Genomic DNA, 14,518 nt, shown 5'->3' with positions numbered 1-14,518 from the left:
TAATATCTCTGTAAGCATTGCTCCCCCTATCTCTTTAGTTTTTTCTTTGGATCCAAGCAGAATTGCTGGATCTATTTTTTTGCCCAAGTTTCAGTGGGTTCAAGCTTAAAGGTTATCGAAAATGCCAAATATTCCTGATAGTCGAGCCCCTGCTACGGTTCGATTTCAGCTTCCAGATGAAAACATTGGTACTGTTACGAGCGGTATTTCCAGGCTTGCAAAAGCGGTTCATGAAAAAGATCAGAAGGAAAAAAAAGCAGCACAGGAGGCCGCTGTTGATGATATTGATCGTCTTGAGAGCCCAGAAGGTGAAGGTTTTATCGAAGGCGTGAAATCAGATTTGAGGGACGCATCTGATTTTATGCAGGAAAAGCTGCGTGATATCGACCTTTATGAAGAAATGTCCGAATTTGCTTCTGGTCTTTATCAGGGGATAAAGGAGCAGCTCGGTTTCACCGACAGTTCACCATCCAAAATTGATGAAGAAATCAATTCGGCCTATGCAGATATGAAAACTGATCAGATGGCGCGGCAGAATTTCAAAGATGAAGATGAGGCCGCCGCCTTTAGTCAGCGGTTTGACGAAAAGGCTCGTTTTGATCTGCAGTCTCTCAGGGCTTTCAAGCAGCAAATCATCAAAGAGAAAATTCATACGACTGTTGATCGCCACATTGAAAAGTATGGTTCCGGTGTTGTTAATAATCCGGATACTCTGACGGATGCCATTATCGTTATTGATAGTAATATCAATGATCTGGCGCCAGGAATGGGGCGTGAGGCCGCTGTTGGAAAAAGCAGGGAAGCACGAAAAAGTTTGCTGACCTTTGCGCTTCAGGGACACGCCAAGCAGGGAAATTATGAAGCCTTACAATTGTTGCTGGATGGCGTTGACCCCGCAACAGGGACGGCCATCAACATTGATGAATATGTCGGTAGCGAAGATAAGGGATATTTTCAATCCATCGCCTCTAAAGGAATTGTACGTAACGAGGCCACGAAGCTTCTGGATAATATTTATTCTGCGGGGCTTTCCGAAGAAGATTTGTTTAGAACGTTGGAATATTATCCAGATCAGTTCGTGGGTGAGGAGGCGGCTCTTCTCTGGCGAAATGAACGACGCCTTCAAGCTAAAGAGCAAAGAGAAAGACTAAAGGGACAGCGTTATTCGGCATGGAATTATCTTGTTGAAAATAAGGGTAACATCAATGTTAATGACCTTTCTCTGGATTTAGCTGAAATAGATCGAAATCAGATAGCAGAATATGCTGATCAGATGAACGCAGTTGAAAACGATTTCTCTTCTGATGTTAAGTTTAGGCGTGTTCAAGGTTTACGTACCCTACACAAACTCAAAGCGTTACAAGTCGCTGATCCTGAAGCTTTTCCAGACTATGATTTATCTCATTACTTTAAGGATCTAACTCCAAAGCAAATCGGTGAGGTTATGGCTATGCAGAAAAATGAGCCGGATCCTCGTGCTGTTGCCAGTTTTAAATTGCGTGAACGTTTGGCGCAGAAGACTTGGGAGAAAATTACGGGAAGGAGCGGGCAAGAAGAGTTTAGTCGCCCAGATTTTGTAGATTTCCGAATTCAACTTGATGAAAGAATTGATGAATATAACGGAACGCACAAAGAACCCGCCGGACCTTTTGAGATTGAGAAAATTGCCAATAACATGGTCGCCAATGGTGAGGTGCTTCAGCCTGTGCACGGGGATGAGGATAATAGTTTTGTCGATCAAACAGAAGATGATTCGATTTTATTAAGAAGTGCACAACAAGAGAGAATACTTGATGCAGTAAAAAAACACGAGGATTCTATTGTTAAGGATCAATCAATTGAGGTTGCTAACGGGCAGCAGGAAAGAATTGTTCATGCAATCCAGAAAAGCAAAAACGATCAAGGTGGTTTAAGTGACTATAAAAAAGATGATGCAATACATAATAGTGCAGTGTCTCGATTTTTAACAACCTGGCATGAGGAGCCAGATAAACTTAATAACAGCGATCCTTTTCTTGGTACCAATAAGTATATTGAAGATGACATTATCAGAATGAAAAAAATGTTGTCCAAGCATCCTACTGGTGAGGAAAAAATAAACTTTTCCATTATAAAGGATGTGGTTTCCAGTGGGTATAACCTTAATAAAAAAGATAACTTTGATAAGGCGCTTGTTACAGTTTATGACGCTGTTGAAAAAGAACTCAAAAGTAGAAAGCAACATAGCACTCGTTTTACGGGACCTAGACCTTTAGAACACGCTGAAGTGGCAGCTATTATGGGTAAGCTTGCTGTCCAAGGAGTAATAAGCCCTCCTGATATTAGTCAGCAAGATTTTCCGGGGCTTGATGACATTACGTCTGCGTTTTTTGCTGGAGGAGTTAACGTGGTCGGCTCTGCTGTGAGCGGAGTAGGGGATATCATTGAAGCCGTTGATGAGTTAGCGCCGGGAGCGATTGAGGCTTCTTTGTTTCCTGCTTTGTCGCCAGTTATAATGATGCTTAATTCGGGGGTGATTTCTGAGGAACAATTTCAGAAGGTGATCGTGCCTGAAGTACTTTCAACCTTTTTAGAAGAAAATCAACTTGGTTGGATGTTAGATCCGTCTAAAGCTTTATCAAAAGGGCTTCAAGACGTTGGAGGGGAAATTACTAATTTCTCGGAATACCTTAAGCCAGATCAACAGCATTGGGTTACCGATCTTGCGTATGATACAGGCGAAGTTTTAACTAAAATTGGTATTAGTTCGGTTAGTGCTCCTATGATGGCTGTCGTCGCAGCAGGGGAGGGAGCGCACAAGCAGAAAATACGAGCTGTCAACAATCAAGCTAGCGCAAAGGAAAAGTCCGCTGCTATTCTTACCGGTGCTGCAACAGGCTTGGCAATCGAAGCGATAAAGGTCGATAAACTGGTAAAAGCTTTGCCTGAACCTGCTAAGAAGTGGTTTGCAAACCGAGTAATTGGCAATGTAATCATGATTTCTGAGAAAACAGGTATACCCGTTGATGAAATTATGAAAAATCAAGGAACTCAGCTTTTAACCGATGCGGTCGAAGGTGGCGTGAATGCACTGATCGCTGGTCTTTACAATGATCCCAATGCTGAAATTTGGCAGGGAGCTACAGAAAATATTACAAATAAAACTTGGCTAGCAGGAACACTTTCACCTATTTTGACTCCTAAGATATCTTCTTTCGTGCATTAAAATCAGTTTGTTATGATGAATTGTTCGTCTCTGATTCATTACCTATAATCGTTCTTGGATAAACAGGTCTCAACCTCTGCTTTTTAGCGGAGGTTTTTTTATTGGGAAAATTTGACATGACTATTTCTGCGACACCGCGGAGAGCTTCTTACACCGGGGATGGCTCTACGGTAACTTTTGCTGTGCCCTTCAAGTTTCTTGCTGATAACCACTTGAAGGTTGTGGTGACAACTTCAGGCGGCGCTGAAAGCTTTGTGACGCCTTCGCAAATAAGTGGTGCAGGAGCCGAAAATGGGGGTTCTGTTACGCTTACTAATGCTCCTGCTACGGGGGATACGGTTACTGTGCTCGGGGCGACGCCGTTGGAGCAGCAGACTGACCTTGCTGTGTCAGATGGTATGCCCGCCGATGTTATTGAGACAGCTGTTGATCTGTTGACCATTCAAAATCAGGAACAGGATGTACAGATCGGCCGGGCGATTAAACTACCCATTGCCTATTCCGGTGACGAACTGCAGTTCCCGGCACCGGTGCCCAATGAGGTGCCGTACTATGATGAAAATGGTAAGCTGGTGATGTCATCAGTTGGTTTTAGCACCTTGATGTCGACGGTTCAGGATTTGATCAATCTTGCCAATGATACAGGCCAGGCACACACCCATGATTTTTCGGTTTTGACCGGGACAGATCAGGTTCTTTTGACCAATTTATCCAGAATTCTGGGCGTGAGTTATCCGACCACAGTCAATTCATATGGCAATACGACAGACAACCCCGTGATTGATCTGACCAAGACATTCCTGACATCCATGACCAATAATGGTGATGGGGTTATTACTGCCGACAAGGTTAATAACAATTCGGTTGATGTCTGGGTAACCAATGGACCGACAGCCGGAGTGTTGGATATTTCCAGCTTTGATTATGTTAAGGGATCATTCGGTGTGGGGAACGGGGTGATTACCATCATGCATATGTCTACGGTAAATGGTGTTGCCCGTGTAGCTCTGGAGGTGCTGGAATGAGAGCACTTTATTCAGGTACTGATAGTCGTTGGCGCAACGATCTTTCAAATTCCTTGGCACTATCTGTGGGAAAAAAGCTGACTTACACCCCCACGGTTTCAGGTAATCAACGCCAATTTACGGTTATGTGTAACGTGCGTCGCACCCAATTGGGAGGACTGCATTACATCTTTTCCGGCGGGACTTATTGTTATTGGTATTTTGATACAGATGACACCCTGCGCTGGAATGGCACGTCCGCAGTTGGGGCTTATCACACAACCAGAAAATTCCGTGATACCGAATGGATGTTCCTGGGGCTTGCCGTTGATACCGTGGCCAGAACAATCAAGATGGTTGTGAACGACGAAGAAATTGACCTGTGGGATACGCAAACACCCCCTACACAAAATGCGGCTGTGGGTGTGAACTTAGCTGGTACCGCCATGCAGATTGGTGAAGGAGAGCATGTTCTATCTGATTTCGTGCTTCTTGATGGCGAAGTTCTGACGCCACAAGAAATGATCAACTATAGAACACAGAATGTGCCTTTTGGTAACAACGTCATTACCACGACCAAGAAGTTCACGACCGAGGGACAGCAAGAGCGGTTCTTGGCATTACATAAAAACAGTCCACAAAGCACTCTCACCAAGATACTGGATAAAGGTCAATACGTAGAGCGCGATCATGCGTCATGGGATAGTATTTATTCCGATGTATTGCCATCCACTGGTTTAATTCAAGTTGAGTACGAACTGCTTGATACAGGTAATTTACAGATTTTTGTGGGGCCTGATGATGATTCATCCAATACGGGGGCTTGGTCAAATTATAACACTCCAACGGGTATTTATGCTGGGGGTAACGCTTTTATTGAAAATAATAATGGTGTCGAGAGTGGTTTGTTGCAAAGTCCAGCACCTGCAATCGGACAGATTATTTCAATACAGTTAAATCTGACCTCTCGTAAATTTTATTACTCTCTCGACGGTGTTTCTCAAGTTGGAGACCCTACGTCGGGTGGCGGGGGGATAACAATTCAGTATGGCGATGTCAGGCTATACAATACCATACACAGTTTAAGTGGAGCCAAGGTCAACTTTGGACAGGCCGATTATAAATACCCGGTAGCGGGTTATGGTCCGCTTAAAGAACCCGCAAAGTCGGACTTGAAACGGTGTAAGCTTCTACCAACGAGCGGCTCAACACCCGGTGTTCTTTCTGAACGGGGGCTTCGGAATAGCGCGACAGGTGCGTCATTTATCGGGGCGTACAGCAATTTTGTTTTGTCTTCCGGGAAAATATACTTTGAAGCCGAGTTGGAAAATCCATCCAATTCAAATGCTGTCGGCATCGCCCAAGTTGGTAATGAGGGCTATTCAGGTAACGAGGAATTTGTTGGCGGCATAGTCGAGAGTATCGGGCTGTATCAAGGTAACAGTCTTATCGCTTTTAAAGGTGGTGCGAACATAGGAACATTTGTATCTGGAACTGCATCACAGACTTTGACCTTTGCTGTTGATCTTGACGATAACAAGTTCTGGATGGGAGCCGATGGTATTTGGCAGGACGGCAATCCTGCGACGGGGACAGGTGGTCATACCATCACCGACACTGCTTATCGGGTTATGGTGAATTCCTATGACACGGGGGTCTTGCTTAACTTTGGTGATAGCCCTTGGAAGGAGACACCACCTACTGGTTTTGTTGGTCCTGCTCATGTAGGTTTTGATACGCTACGAGCTCCGCAAAGTGATGGCGAACATCTTGAGTACGGTCCTAACGGTGGGCAGCTGTTGTTTGAAAATGGTGGACAGATAGGAGAAATAAAAGCGGGTAATCTCGTAACCTGGACACCGACGGGAATCACATCAGACGATCAGCTAACAGATACACCAGGTGATCCTTATCCTATTTTGGCCCAAATCAGAAACGGAGCATTAGGAATTAGTCACGGTGGTACACGGTTATCTGCTTCCGGCGTCACACGAAATGCGGAAAGTTCCCTGACGATGTCTTCCGGTAAATGGTATTGGGAAGTCACAATATCCGGCGGGGCCAGCCCAAACCAAGGTGCGGTGGGTATTATTGCAGATGGTCAAACTCTCTCTGGTTCTTGGTACGGAAACCAAAACACCTTTGGTTATTATGGGTACAACGGACAGGTTTATTCAAATGGTTCCGGCGGTGCTAGCGGTGCCACATATACAACAGGCGATGTGATCGGTATCGCACTTGATTTTGATGCCAATGAGATTGAGTTTTTCAAGAATAATGTTTCCCGCGGAAAGTTCCCTGTAACAGCAGGGTTAAGTTACGTGGCAGCGGTTGGTCAAGTGAGTTCAGCCGCCGGATCAAACATCTGGGACATAAACTTTGGCCAAAAACCATTTGCCTATACGCCACCCACAGATTTCAAAGAAATCAAAAGCTCAAACCTTGAAACACCCCAACACCACGGACGTGACAAGTTTGATGTGAATCTACGAACCGGAACAGGTGCAGATGCTATAATTCTCACCCCTTTCGATAAGACGGGTTTGATTTGGACTAAGAACAGAACTGCCTCGAACGAACACATTTTGCAAGACAGGCTTCGCGGGGCAGGAAAAGAATTGTACTCAAGCCTAGCAAGTGCTGAAGCAACTAGGGTAGATAGCGTTAAAGCCTTCAACGATGGGCAGATTTTTATAGGTGACCGCAACGGGCTGAACAACAATGGCAATAACTTTGTTGACTGGATTTTTGGTAACGACGGCACGGAAGTCACTAACAACGACGGTACGATCCCATCACAAGTTATTGTTGATAGTTCTGGCTTTATGTCATTAGTGATTTACACAGCCGACGGCACTGCGGGAATGACTGTTGGCCATGGCTTGCCGGACACACCTGATTTGGTAATCGTGACACCTAGAAGTTTTGTCGGCTCCAGGTACGTATATACAAACAACATTGGCATGACGCTTGCGTTGGGGCATTACCTAATATTGGACGGAGCAAACGGTTTATTGTCTGACGGTAGTGCTAATATCCATAACGGCGTCATCGGCGCGACTGTGCTTAATACAGGGGGAAATGCTGGATCCGTACTTAATCTTAATTCGGAAAATTTTGTAGCTTTTTGTGTCCGGTCTGTTGCGAGCTTATCTAAAGTCTTCCAATACACAGGCACCGGTTCTGGTGACGGGCCTAATGTCGTCTGCGGATTTAAGCCACGATGGATTTTGTTCAAGCAAACTAATGCTTCGCGTAGTTGGTTGATTTACGATTGTGAACGGAACGAATTTAACCCTGTCAATACTGGCTTGTATGCAGATCTGAGTAACGCCGAGAGTTCTAGTTCTACGCGTGACATTGATATAACAGCAAATGGTTTCAAAATCCGTGGAACAGCGAATACCCACAATGCAAGCGGTGGAACATACATTGGCTTTGCCATCGCAGACGTAGCGGGTGGCGGCAACCTTCCGGCTATCTTGGGGAATTAATCATGAAATATGCAATTGAGAAAAATGGGGTCCTTATTTCTTCTGTCAGTGCTTGGACGCCGGGACTGGCTAAAAAATGCGGTCTTGTGGGGAACAATCAGGTTCCTCAAAGATTGCCGTTTGATTTGAATGATGGGGCCAAGCTTCGGGCTGTCCTGACCGTAAAAGCCAGCCCCAATCCTTATCAATTTGTTATTGATGATGGCGGTGCCGTGGTCGGGGACGAATGGGTTATTACGCAGTCTTTGCAGGATAAAGCTGTTGAACAAATCGCAAGTCAGAAGCGTGTTGAAATCAACAATGAAACTGCTCGTCGTATCGACGAGGTTGTACCACTCAAAAAACTAGAGCGTGCAATAGAGTTAATCGAAATTAGAAACTTTAGAGATTTGAGTAATGCAGAGGATAACGAAGTAACAGTTCTCAAGGGAATAAAACATCAAATTAAAGCTATACGGCAACAATCAAATCTCTTGAAGTCGTTGCCCGATAAAGAGTTGGCTAATATCGATGTCTTTGATGATGCGAATTGGGGTAAGGCATGATTGATGCATTTCTAAGAGGAGAAAACCTCGATAAATTTATCGGTATTACAGCCGTATCTACTCCCTTGTGGCTTCATTATTTCAATACAGGTGTTGCTGTCTGTATCGGTGTTGGGGGGCTTGCCTTGCTGGCCTTTCGTATCGCTAAAGCCCGACAGGAATATCTGGAAGTGAAGCGGAGGAACGAGGATGCCCCTTAACTGGTCAGATTACCCTAACTTCTCGGCATACGAATTTGCCTGTAAGTGTGGTCAATGTAACGGCCGTGCGGATATGAACCCGGAGTTTATGGCAAAGCTGCAAGAGCTTCGTAATTTTGTCGGGCCAATGCGGATTACGAGCGGCTTTCGGTGCCGGAATCATCCGGTCGAAAAAAACAAGAAGCGGCCCGGCGCGCATTCATTGGGACTTGCCGCAGATATCGTTCCGCTGAAAGCACGGCGTTACGATCTACTTACCACCATTAGCGACATGCGTTTTAAGGGTATCGGGGTTGCTAAGACTTTCATTCACATAGACGAGGGCCACCCCTACGCATATCGCCCTGCGTCATGGAGTTATTAGGAAAGTTATTATGAAAAACATACTGATGACGGTCGCTCTTGTAGCGGCTTTTTTTGTGTCTGCCTGTACGACACCGGGTGGCAATCGCCTGAGTGCTGAACAGCAAGTACAAATTACCTGTGAGGGCATTATCTCTACAGTACGTGTGCTCGCGGGTTATCGAGCGGCGGGGGAGTTGTCAGAAGAAACGATCAAGACCGTTTCTGACCTGATGCCATCCACTGTGAAGCTCTGTTCTGGTGAGGTGACAGATTATCAGTCTGCACTGACCACTTTGCAGGAAACGGCTTTTATCCTTCTGACTGTAAAGAAAGGTGTTGAATCATGAACCCGGCAACAATCGCAACAGTAAACGCGCTTATTGAAATTGGGGTCTTTGCCTTCAAATCAATCAAGGCCGTTCAAAATGGTGACAAGACGCCGGAACAAATCCGCGCCGAGTGGCCGGCCATTGCCGCAAAGTTAGATGATGCCTGGGCAGCTTGGGAAGCAGCGGGAAAATCCACAGGTAAAAACAATGGCTAAGGTGTATGAGTTCACACCTGAATACGATCTGGCCCAGATCAAGGCATCGCGTCCACCGGGGGCGGTGCTGGTCTGGGTATCGCCCGAAGATCCCGACAATCCCTTTACGGCTGCTTGTGAGCATAAGATTACAGGGCCAAGAGGAATGGACGTGATTGTGCCGGGTGGATTTAATTACGACGGGGCAAGTGTTCCTCGTGCGTTGTGGTGGTTTATTCCTCGTGCCGATGCACGGTTTTTTCGGGCCGCCACTTTACATGATCTACTTTATGCCAGCCGGGAAGGTTCACGCGCTGTTGCTGATGCGATTTTGCGGATCGTGGCAGAGCAAGACCGGATGCCATGGCTCAAACGATGGGCGGCTTATATCGCAGTCAGGCTTGGTGGGCAACCAGCTTGGGACGATGATGATTGATAAAAGGGATGCCGCTGCCTGATAATTGACGTAGGGGCGATCATATCTAAAAAGGTGACACTCTTGCTTTGTTCTCGCGAATGTCACCTTTAATTTTAGAGGTCCTGGTAATTAAAATATTTGACTGATGGTGGCTCAAGAAAATAACTAATTAAATTGGCCATAATTCCGTTGTCAGTAATATATTTGATATATTTTTGATGATCTTCGACGGACTTCCAATCCTCATCAATCAGCATTTCTTTTTTTGCCCTATCAAAAAATATCTCTACACGTTTGTTGCCATGGAAATTACGCACATTTGGCAAATTTTGCTGTAAGAAAATAATTAATTCATCTGTTTTTTCGGCATTAAGCTGACAGTTTAAAGTTACTTTGATTGGCATTTTGCCTTACTCCATTTAGTTAGTAATGAAGAGATTAGGCCAATGAAAAAAACAAACTACCTTGGAAATGCCAATAATACTGTTTTTATTTCATTTAATTTTAAGGGCCTCCTTAAGCTATAAAATCTTGGTATTGCTTGGGTGTCATTCCATAGGTGTCTTTAAAGGACTTTATGAAATGTGAAACATTTTCGTACCCGATATCAAAAGCAATTTCTGTTATCGTCAGGTCTTTTCTGCGTAAGAGTTTTTCTGCGTATGATAGGCGCCGTTTTTTTAGCCATTGCTTGGGGGGCATGTTGTATGTTGCTCGGAAATCGCGGTTGAAACTTGACAGGCTTCTGCCTGAAAGTCTTGCTAAATCAGCTATGTTGAGTTTTAGATGTGAAGGTTTTTGCAATAAGCGTCTGACATTGCGCTTTTCTGATCTTGATTTTTGCAAACCAATCAATGATGCAAAATCTACTTCTGGGTTGCTAAGAGTTAGCAGGTGTAAAAATTCCAATAATTTGCTCTTTAACAATCCTTTTGATGTGAAACGTTGTGTTTCGAAAATCTTGAGGGATTGAAAATATTGATCCAGTAATGTGTTACTGTTCACATTTAGAAATTTGTTTTCATACTTTGTTTTATTTTTAGTTTTGTGATTGTGATCAGCAATAAAGTCTTTGATGACATCTTCATCGAGAAATAGCAGAAAAGCTTTTAATTGTCCTGATGTTCTAACGTAGTCACTGTGTAAGTTTCTGCCGTAAGGTAAGAATGTTATTGTGCCTGCGTCAATGATGATTGCATCTTCTTCAGAGGACGTTATTTTCTCTTTTCCCTGTTCAGCGTAAATAAAACACGGGGAGTTGCAGTAAAATTCTACATCGAGCAGATCTCTTTTTAAGTCCTTATAGAAAATAGCACTTTTCCTATATTCCATAAGGCAGGTAGCTTCTGGGAAACTGTGTAGTGCCTGAGGTAGAACGAGTATGTCTTGTTGTGTTACTAACACCATCTTTTGGTTGTCGCGTCCTCTGATGCTTTGGTTGTAGTGTCTGCTTTTGAAAAGGCGTCGTCTGATTTTTATAAGAATTTTTTGTATTTAGCTATGAAGTTTTAGGCTAAAGGCATTCGCCATAATTAGAATCGATCTTCTCTACCTATACATGTTTCTGGTACGCTCTAACGCCCCTGTTCCTGCGTACTTTGTTAGAAAGTACATTTTTCTGTATTTTTTCACTTTACAGATTTGATGTAAGACCTTAGTAATTCGGCTGTTCACAGATTGTGGAGAGTTGGCCGAGTGGCTGAAGGCGCTCCCCTGCTAAGGGAGTATACGTTAATCGCGTATCGAGGGTTCGAATCCCTCACTCTCCGCCATAACAAAAATAGCGCTTCCAAGCGCTTTTTTTGATGGTTTCTACTTTTTTGATGATTTTTACACGGAATATTCAAAATAACGTTTTCTCGTTTTTTATGATAAAAGCCATTGTTGATAACAAGGCTATTATTTCCGCCTATCACGTTATGTAATATGTAAACTATCGACTAAATGCTCTGATAACACAGCTGTTATTTTTTTGACCTGATCAATATACGGGCTATCGCTACGATAAACTAGCCAGTAAGTGTGTTCCAAGCTCTGTATTTCATCCGAAAACTGTATCAAGTCCTTGGTTTTAGAACCAATAAAGAGTGGAACAAAACCCATTGCTTTACCTTGTTTTAGCAGGGTCATCATAGAAAGTACGCTGGTGCTACGATAAATAGTGGTATTTGGCCCGAGTTCAGGGTAACCCCATTCATAATTGGTCACAGCAGCTTCGCCTAGCTGTGTTAATTGATTAACTATAGCCCAGTGTCCCTCTTCATAACGCCGTTCTTTAGAAGATTCAGGGTGTTGATCAAGATAGTTCTGGCTTCCAAATACTGCATAAGGTGCTTGCCCTAAACGACGAAGAACAAAGCTATTGAGATCAACGGGGTCGTTCATAATCACGATGTCATTTGGTAAAATGGCATCTTGGGTAGGTTGGCGTCCTGTTTCGATGAGTACATTGAGATCTTTTCCGGCCAATTTATTTATTTCGGGCAGAATATCTGCAATTAAAGGTGTCATCCATTCTCCGCTAAAAATCCGCAGAGTGGGCTGCATAATTTCTTTTGTTTTTTTTATCTCTCGTTGAAAATTAAACTGCTCATCAATGATTTTAAGTGCTGTTGGCAGGATCTCTTTGCCTGCGGGTGTTAAATCATATCCCGTAGGGCCCTTGTGGAAGAGAATTAAATCAATGCGTTCTTCCAGTCTGGCAATACGGCGACCGATTGTCGGTTGTGAGATATGCATGGATTTAGAGGCTACAGACAAGTTTCCTGTTTGCGCAACGGTGACGAAAGTTGCGACATCATTCCAATCGATATTGAGTAGCCTGCTCATGAACTCACTTTTATTTATGTTTGTGTTTAATTTAGAGATAGAGAAAATGATCTATTTATCAACATGTTAGTTGCGGGTTTTGGCGGTAATCGCACATATGTCTGTATTTTAATATAATATGGATATACATAAATGCATAATGATATTCATCATCGGTTCTACATTTCTCCTTAAAAGCACTGGTAAGTTCTTCTTATTATAAAGGTCGATAAAGGCCTAAAAAATAAGAATACCCTAAGGACAGACTCTAATATGGAGGAAAATTATGTATAAAAAGTTTGTAGGCCTAGTCGCTTTGTCAGCTATGATGATTTCTGCATCTGTAAGTGCTAAGGACTGGAAAGAAGTTGTTATTGGGAATGAGGCTGGTTATCCACCATTCAATTCAACCGCTGCGGATGGATCTGTTCAGGGGTTTGACATCGACCTTTCTCATGCCATGTGTGATTATCTGGAAATTAAGTGCAGTTTTGTAGCGCAGGAATGGTCAGGTATAATTCCCGCTTTGCAAGCAGGCAAGTTTGACATCATCATTGGTGCTATGGGCATTACAGATGAGCGTAAAAAGCAGGTTCTCTTTTCTGATGTTTATGCCCGTGCACCTTCGCGATGGGTGATACCAAAATCTGCTGATGCAGATACCTCACCAGAAGCTATGGCTGGGAAAACCATCGGTGTACAGGAAGCAACGACTGAATTGAACTATCTAAAAATTTACTATGGTGGAACTGCTGATCTAAAGCTTTATCCCTCTACCGAAGCTATTATTTCCGATCTGAAGGCACAACGTGTTGATGCTATTGTTCTCTCAGATACAGTTGCTCAGAAGAAGATTTTTAAAACGGACGCTGGCGATAAGTTCAAATTTGTTGGCGGTCCTGTGAACATAAACGGCTTAGGCATGGCATCTCGTTTGGAAGACGATAAGCTAATTGCAATGTTTAATGAAGCTCTTGCGCATGTTCGCAAAACTGGGCAGTACGCCGAGATTGCACAAAAATGGGGTATTGGCTCTTACGATTAGAGCCAGGAAATATTCTCGTCATTATCCCCCTTGATGTTGATCCAGAAATCTTATGACGCCAGACCTCGACCAGATTATGTTTGGCCTCAGAGTGTTTCGCGGTCCATCCCTGGGTGCATCTATCTAGGTAGGTGCACTCCTTTTCCCCTTGCGATTAATCACAAGTTAGTTTGTCTCATAAGATGGTAGATCTGTTTAACACTTTTTTATCTCCAGAAATAGCAGGTTGGGCGCAGCAGTTCGGTCATGCGCTTGTTACCACCTGTCTTTTGGCCATTTGTGGCTTTGTTCTAGCTCTTGTCCTCGGGAGCCTTGGCGCTGTTGCTCAGGTTAGGGGAGGGCGCATCAGTCGTTATATCTCTATTGCTTATGTGGAATGCGTGCGGGGTGTCCCTGAAATTTTGCTGATCCTTTTTATTTATTATGGGGGTGGTGCGCTGATAACCACGTTCGCGAAATTATTGGGGTATGGCTCCCGGGTTGATTTTGATGCTTTTACGGCTGGAATTCTGGCTTTGGGTTTTGTTTCTGGTGGTTTTGCTGTCGAGATACTAAGAGCCGCCTGGGGGGCTGTGCCAAGGGGGCAGTCTGAATGTGCTGCTGCACTGGGGCTTCGGCCGGTTAAGGCCTTCGTTTTGGTGATTGCGCCACAGATGCTAAGGATCGCTTTGCCGCCCTTGGGAAATCTATGGGTTACTACAGTTAAGGAAACGGCACTAATCAGTGTGATTGGTCTGTCGGATATGGTGCGTGTTGCTAATGTAGGGGCAGGGGCAACCGGACAACCTTTTGTTTTTTATGCTGTGGTTGGCTTGTTGTTTTTGGCTTTGGCTCATGTGTCGAACCTTGTCATCAGCCATGTGGAAATGCGTCAACGCCGCTGGAGCCATCCGAAGTAATTGTAATCGGGTAAATTGGGGGGAAGGGATCC

14 protein-coding genes and 1 tRNA gene are annotated in these 14,518 nt (G+C 44.1%); 12 read left to right on the top strand and 3 right to left on the bottom strand.

Annotated features, from left to right (window positions below):
• Nucleotides 1-121: 121 nt before the first annotated feature.
• The 9 genes from WH95_RS00485 (at nt 122) to WH95_RS21405 (ending at nt 9,752) form a co-directional block, all read left to right on the top strand.
• Nucleotides 122-3,205: a hypothetical protein gene (locus tag WH95_RS00485; RefSeq protein WP_046501581.1), complete on the top strand. Its 3,084-nt coding sequence runs from the start codon at nt 122-124 to the stop codon at nt 3,203-3,205.
• Between the two features lie 116 nt (nt 3,206-3,321).
• Nucleotides 3,322-4,230: a hypothetical protein gene (locus WH95_RS00480; protein ID WP_046501580.1), complete on the top strand. Its 909-nt coding sequence runs from the start codon at nt 3,322-3,324 to the stop codon at nt 4,228-4,230.
• Nucleotides 4,227-7,703, top strand: coding sequence for a DUF7483 domain-containing protein (locus WH95_RS00475; protein ID WP_046501577.1), 3,477 nt, complete (start codon nt 4,227-4,229; stop codon nt 7,701-7,703). The genes WH95_RS00480 and WH95_RS00475 overlap by 4 nt, the downstream gene beginning before the upstream one ends.
• A gap of 2 nt (nt 7,704-7,705) precedes the next feature.
• Nucleotides 7,706-8,248, top strand: a complete 543-nt coding sequence (locus tag WH95_RS00470) for a hypothetical protein (protein WP_046501575.1) — start codon at nt 7,706-7,708, stop codon at nt 8,246-8,248.
• On the top strand, nt 8,245-8,448 hold the full coding sequence (locus WH95_RS00465; protein ID WP_046501573.1) for a hypothetical protein: 204 nt from the start codon (nt 8,245-8,247) through the stop codon (nt 8,446-8,448). The genes WH95_RS00470 and WH95_RS00465 overlap by 4 nt, the downstream gene beginning before the upstream one ends.
• Nucleotides 8,438-8,812, top strand: a complete 375-nt coding sequence (locus WH95_RS00460; RefSeq protein ID WP_046501570.1) for a D-Ala-D-Ala carboxypeptidase family metallohydrolase — start codon at nt 8,438-8,440, stop codon at nt 8,810-8,812. Before WH95_RS00465 ends, WH95_RS00460 begins: the two co-directional genes overlap by 11 nt.
• 10 nt (nt 8,813-8,822) lie before the next feature.
• Nucleotides 8,823-9,140, top strand: coding sequence for a hypothetical protein (locus WH95_RS00455; protein ID WP_046501568.1), 318 nt, complete (start codon nt 8,823-8,825; stop codon nt 9,138-9,140).
• Nucleotides 9,137-9,337: a hypothetical protein gene (locus WH95_RS00450; protein WP_046501566.1), complete on the top strand. Its 201-nt coding sequence runs from the start codon at nt 9,137-9,139 to the stop codon at nt 9,335-9,337. Before WH95_RS00455 ends, WH95_RS00450 begins: the two co-directional genes overlap by 4 nt.
• On the top strand, nt 9,330-9,752 hold the full coding sequence (locus WH95_RS21405) for a DUF1353 domain-containing protein (RefSeq protein WP_052741658.1): 423 nt from the start codon (nt 9,330-9,332) through the stop codon (nt 9,750-9,752). The genes WH95_RS00450 and WH95_RS21405 overlap by 8 nt, the downstream gene beginning before the upstream one ends.
• A gap of 95 nt (nt 9,753-9,847) precedes the next feature.
• Here the strand turns inward: WH95_RS21405 and WH95_RS00440 are convergent, their stop codons facing one another.
• Nucleotides 9,848-10,138 (bottom strand): hypothetical protein, encoded by a 291-nt coding sequence (locus WH95_RS00440; protein ID WP_046501564.1) that lies wholly within the window; start codon nt 10,136-10,138, stop codon nt 9,848-9,850.
• Between the two features lie 112 nt (nt 10,139-10,250).
• Nucleotides 10,251-11,141: an AraC family transcriptional regulator gene (locus WH95_RS00435; RefSeq protein WP_046501562.1), complete on the bottom strand. Its 891-nt coding sequence runs from the start codon at nt 11,139-11,141 to the stop codon at nt 10,251-10,253.
• 274 nt (nt 11,142-11,415) lie between these two features.
• Between WH95_RS00435 and WH95_RS00430 the strand changes: the two genes are divergently transcribed.
• Nucleotides 11,416-11,506, top strand: a tRNA-Ser gene (locus WH95_RS00430).
• A 145-nt stretch (nt 11,507-11,651) separates the two neighbouring features.
• On the opposite strand, the gene WH95_RS00425 is transcribed toward WH95_RS00430, so the two are convergent.
• The gene (locus tag WH95_RS00425) at nt 11,652-12,563 is read right to left on the bottom strand and encodes a LysR family transcriptional regulator (protein ID WP_082113912.1); all 912 of its coding nucleotides are present in this window, start codon (nt 12,561-12,563) and stop codon (nt 11,652-11,654) included.
• Nucleotides 12,564-12,828: 265 nt separating this feature from the next.
• On the opposite strand from WH95_RS00425, the gene WH95_RS00420 reads away from it, so the two are divergent.
• Nucleotides 12,829-13,587 (top strand): transporter substrate-binding domain-containing protein, encoded by a 759-nt coding sequence (locus WH95_RS00420; RefSeq protein ID WP_046501556.1) that lies wholly within the window; start codon nt 12,829-12,831, stop codon nt 13,585-13,587.
• A gap of 182 nt (nt 13,588-13,769) precedes the next feature.
• Nucleotides 13,770-14,486, top strand: a complete 717-nt coding sequence (locus tag WH95_RS00415) for an ABC transporter permease (protein WP_052741656.1) — start codon at nt 13,770-13,772, stop codon at nt 14,484-14,486.
• Nucleotides 14,487-14,518 lie beyond the last annotated feature (32 nt).

Origin of the sequence: Kiloniella litopenaei (assembly GCF_000982415.1) — a bacterium.
Taxonomy (GTDB): domain Bacteria; phylum Pseudomonadota; class Alphaproteobacteria; order Kiloniellales; family Kiloniellaceae; genus Kiloniella; species Kiloniella litopenaei.
Note: the sequence above shows the minus strand (reverse complement) of the source record. Positions and strands in the feature narration are given on the sequence as shown.

What these genes read in the sequence shown, in the direction of transcription:
- WH95_RS00485 (WP_046501581.1), top strand. Translation starts at nt 122, where the DNA reads ATGCCAAATATTCCTGATAGTCGAGCCCCTGCTACGGTTCGATTTCAG.
- WH95_RS00480 (WP_046501580.1), top strand. Translation starts at nt 3,322, where the DNA reads ATGACTATTTCTGCGACACCGCGGAGAGCTTCTTACACCGGGGATGGC.
- WH95_RS00475 (WP_046501577.1), top strand. Translation starts at nt 4,227, where the DNA reads ATGAGAGCACTTTATTCAGGTACTGATAGTCGTTGGCGCAACGATCTT.
- WH95_RS00470 (WP_046501575.1), top strand. Translation starts at nt 7,706, where the DNA reads ATGAAATATGCAATTGAGAAAAATGGGGTCCTTATTTCTTCTGTCAGT.
- WH95_RS00465 (WP_046501573.1), top strand. Translation starts at nt 8,245, where the DNA reads ATGATTGATGCATTTCTAAGAGGAGAAAACCTCGATAAATTTATCGGT.
- WH95_RS00460 (WP_046501570.1), top strand. Translation starts at nt 8,438, where the DNA reads ATGCCCCTTAACTGGTCAGATTACCCTAACTTCTCGGCATACGAATTT.
- WH95_RS00455 (WP_046501568.1), top strand. Translation starts at nt 8,823, where the DNA reads ATGAAAAACATACTGATGACGGTCGCTCTTGTAGCGGCTTTTTTTGTG.
- WH95_RS00450 (WP_046501566.1), top strand. Translation starts at nt 9,137, where the DNA reads ATGAACCCGGCAACAATCGCAACAGTAAACGCGCTTATTGAAATTGGG.
- WH95_RS21405 (WP_052741658.1), top strand. Translation starts at nt 9,330, where the DNA reads ATGGCTAAGGTGTATGAGTTCACACCTGAATACGATCTGGCCCAGATC.
- WH95_RS00440 (WP_046501564.1), bottom strand. Translation starts at nt 10,138, where the DNA reads ATGCCAATCAAAGTAACTTTAAACTGTCAGCTTAATGCCGAAAAAACA.
- WH95_RS00435 (WP_046501562.1), bottom strand. Translation starts at nt 11,141, where the DNA reads ATGGTGTTAGTAACACAACAAGACATACTCGTTCTACCTCAGGCACTA.
- WH95_RS00425 (WP_082113912.1), bottom strand. Translation starts at nt 12,563, where the DNA reads ATGAGCAGGCTACTCAATATCGATTGGAATGATGTCGCAACTTTCGTC.
- WH95_RS00420 (WP_046501556.1), top strand. Translation starts at nt 12,829, where the DNA reads ATGTATAAAAAGTTTGTAGGCCTAGTCGCTTTGTCAGCTATGATGATT.
- WH95_RS00415 (WP_052741656.1), top strand. Translation starts at nt 13,770, where the DNA reads ATGGTAGATCTGTTTAACACTTTTTTATCTCCAGAAATAGCAGGTTGG.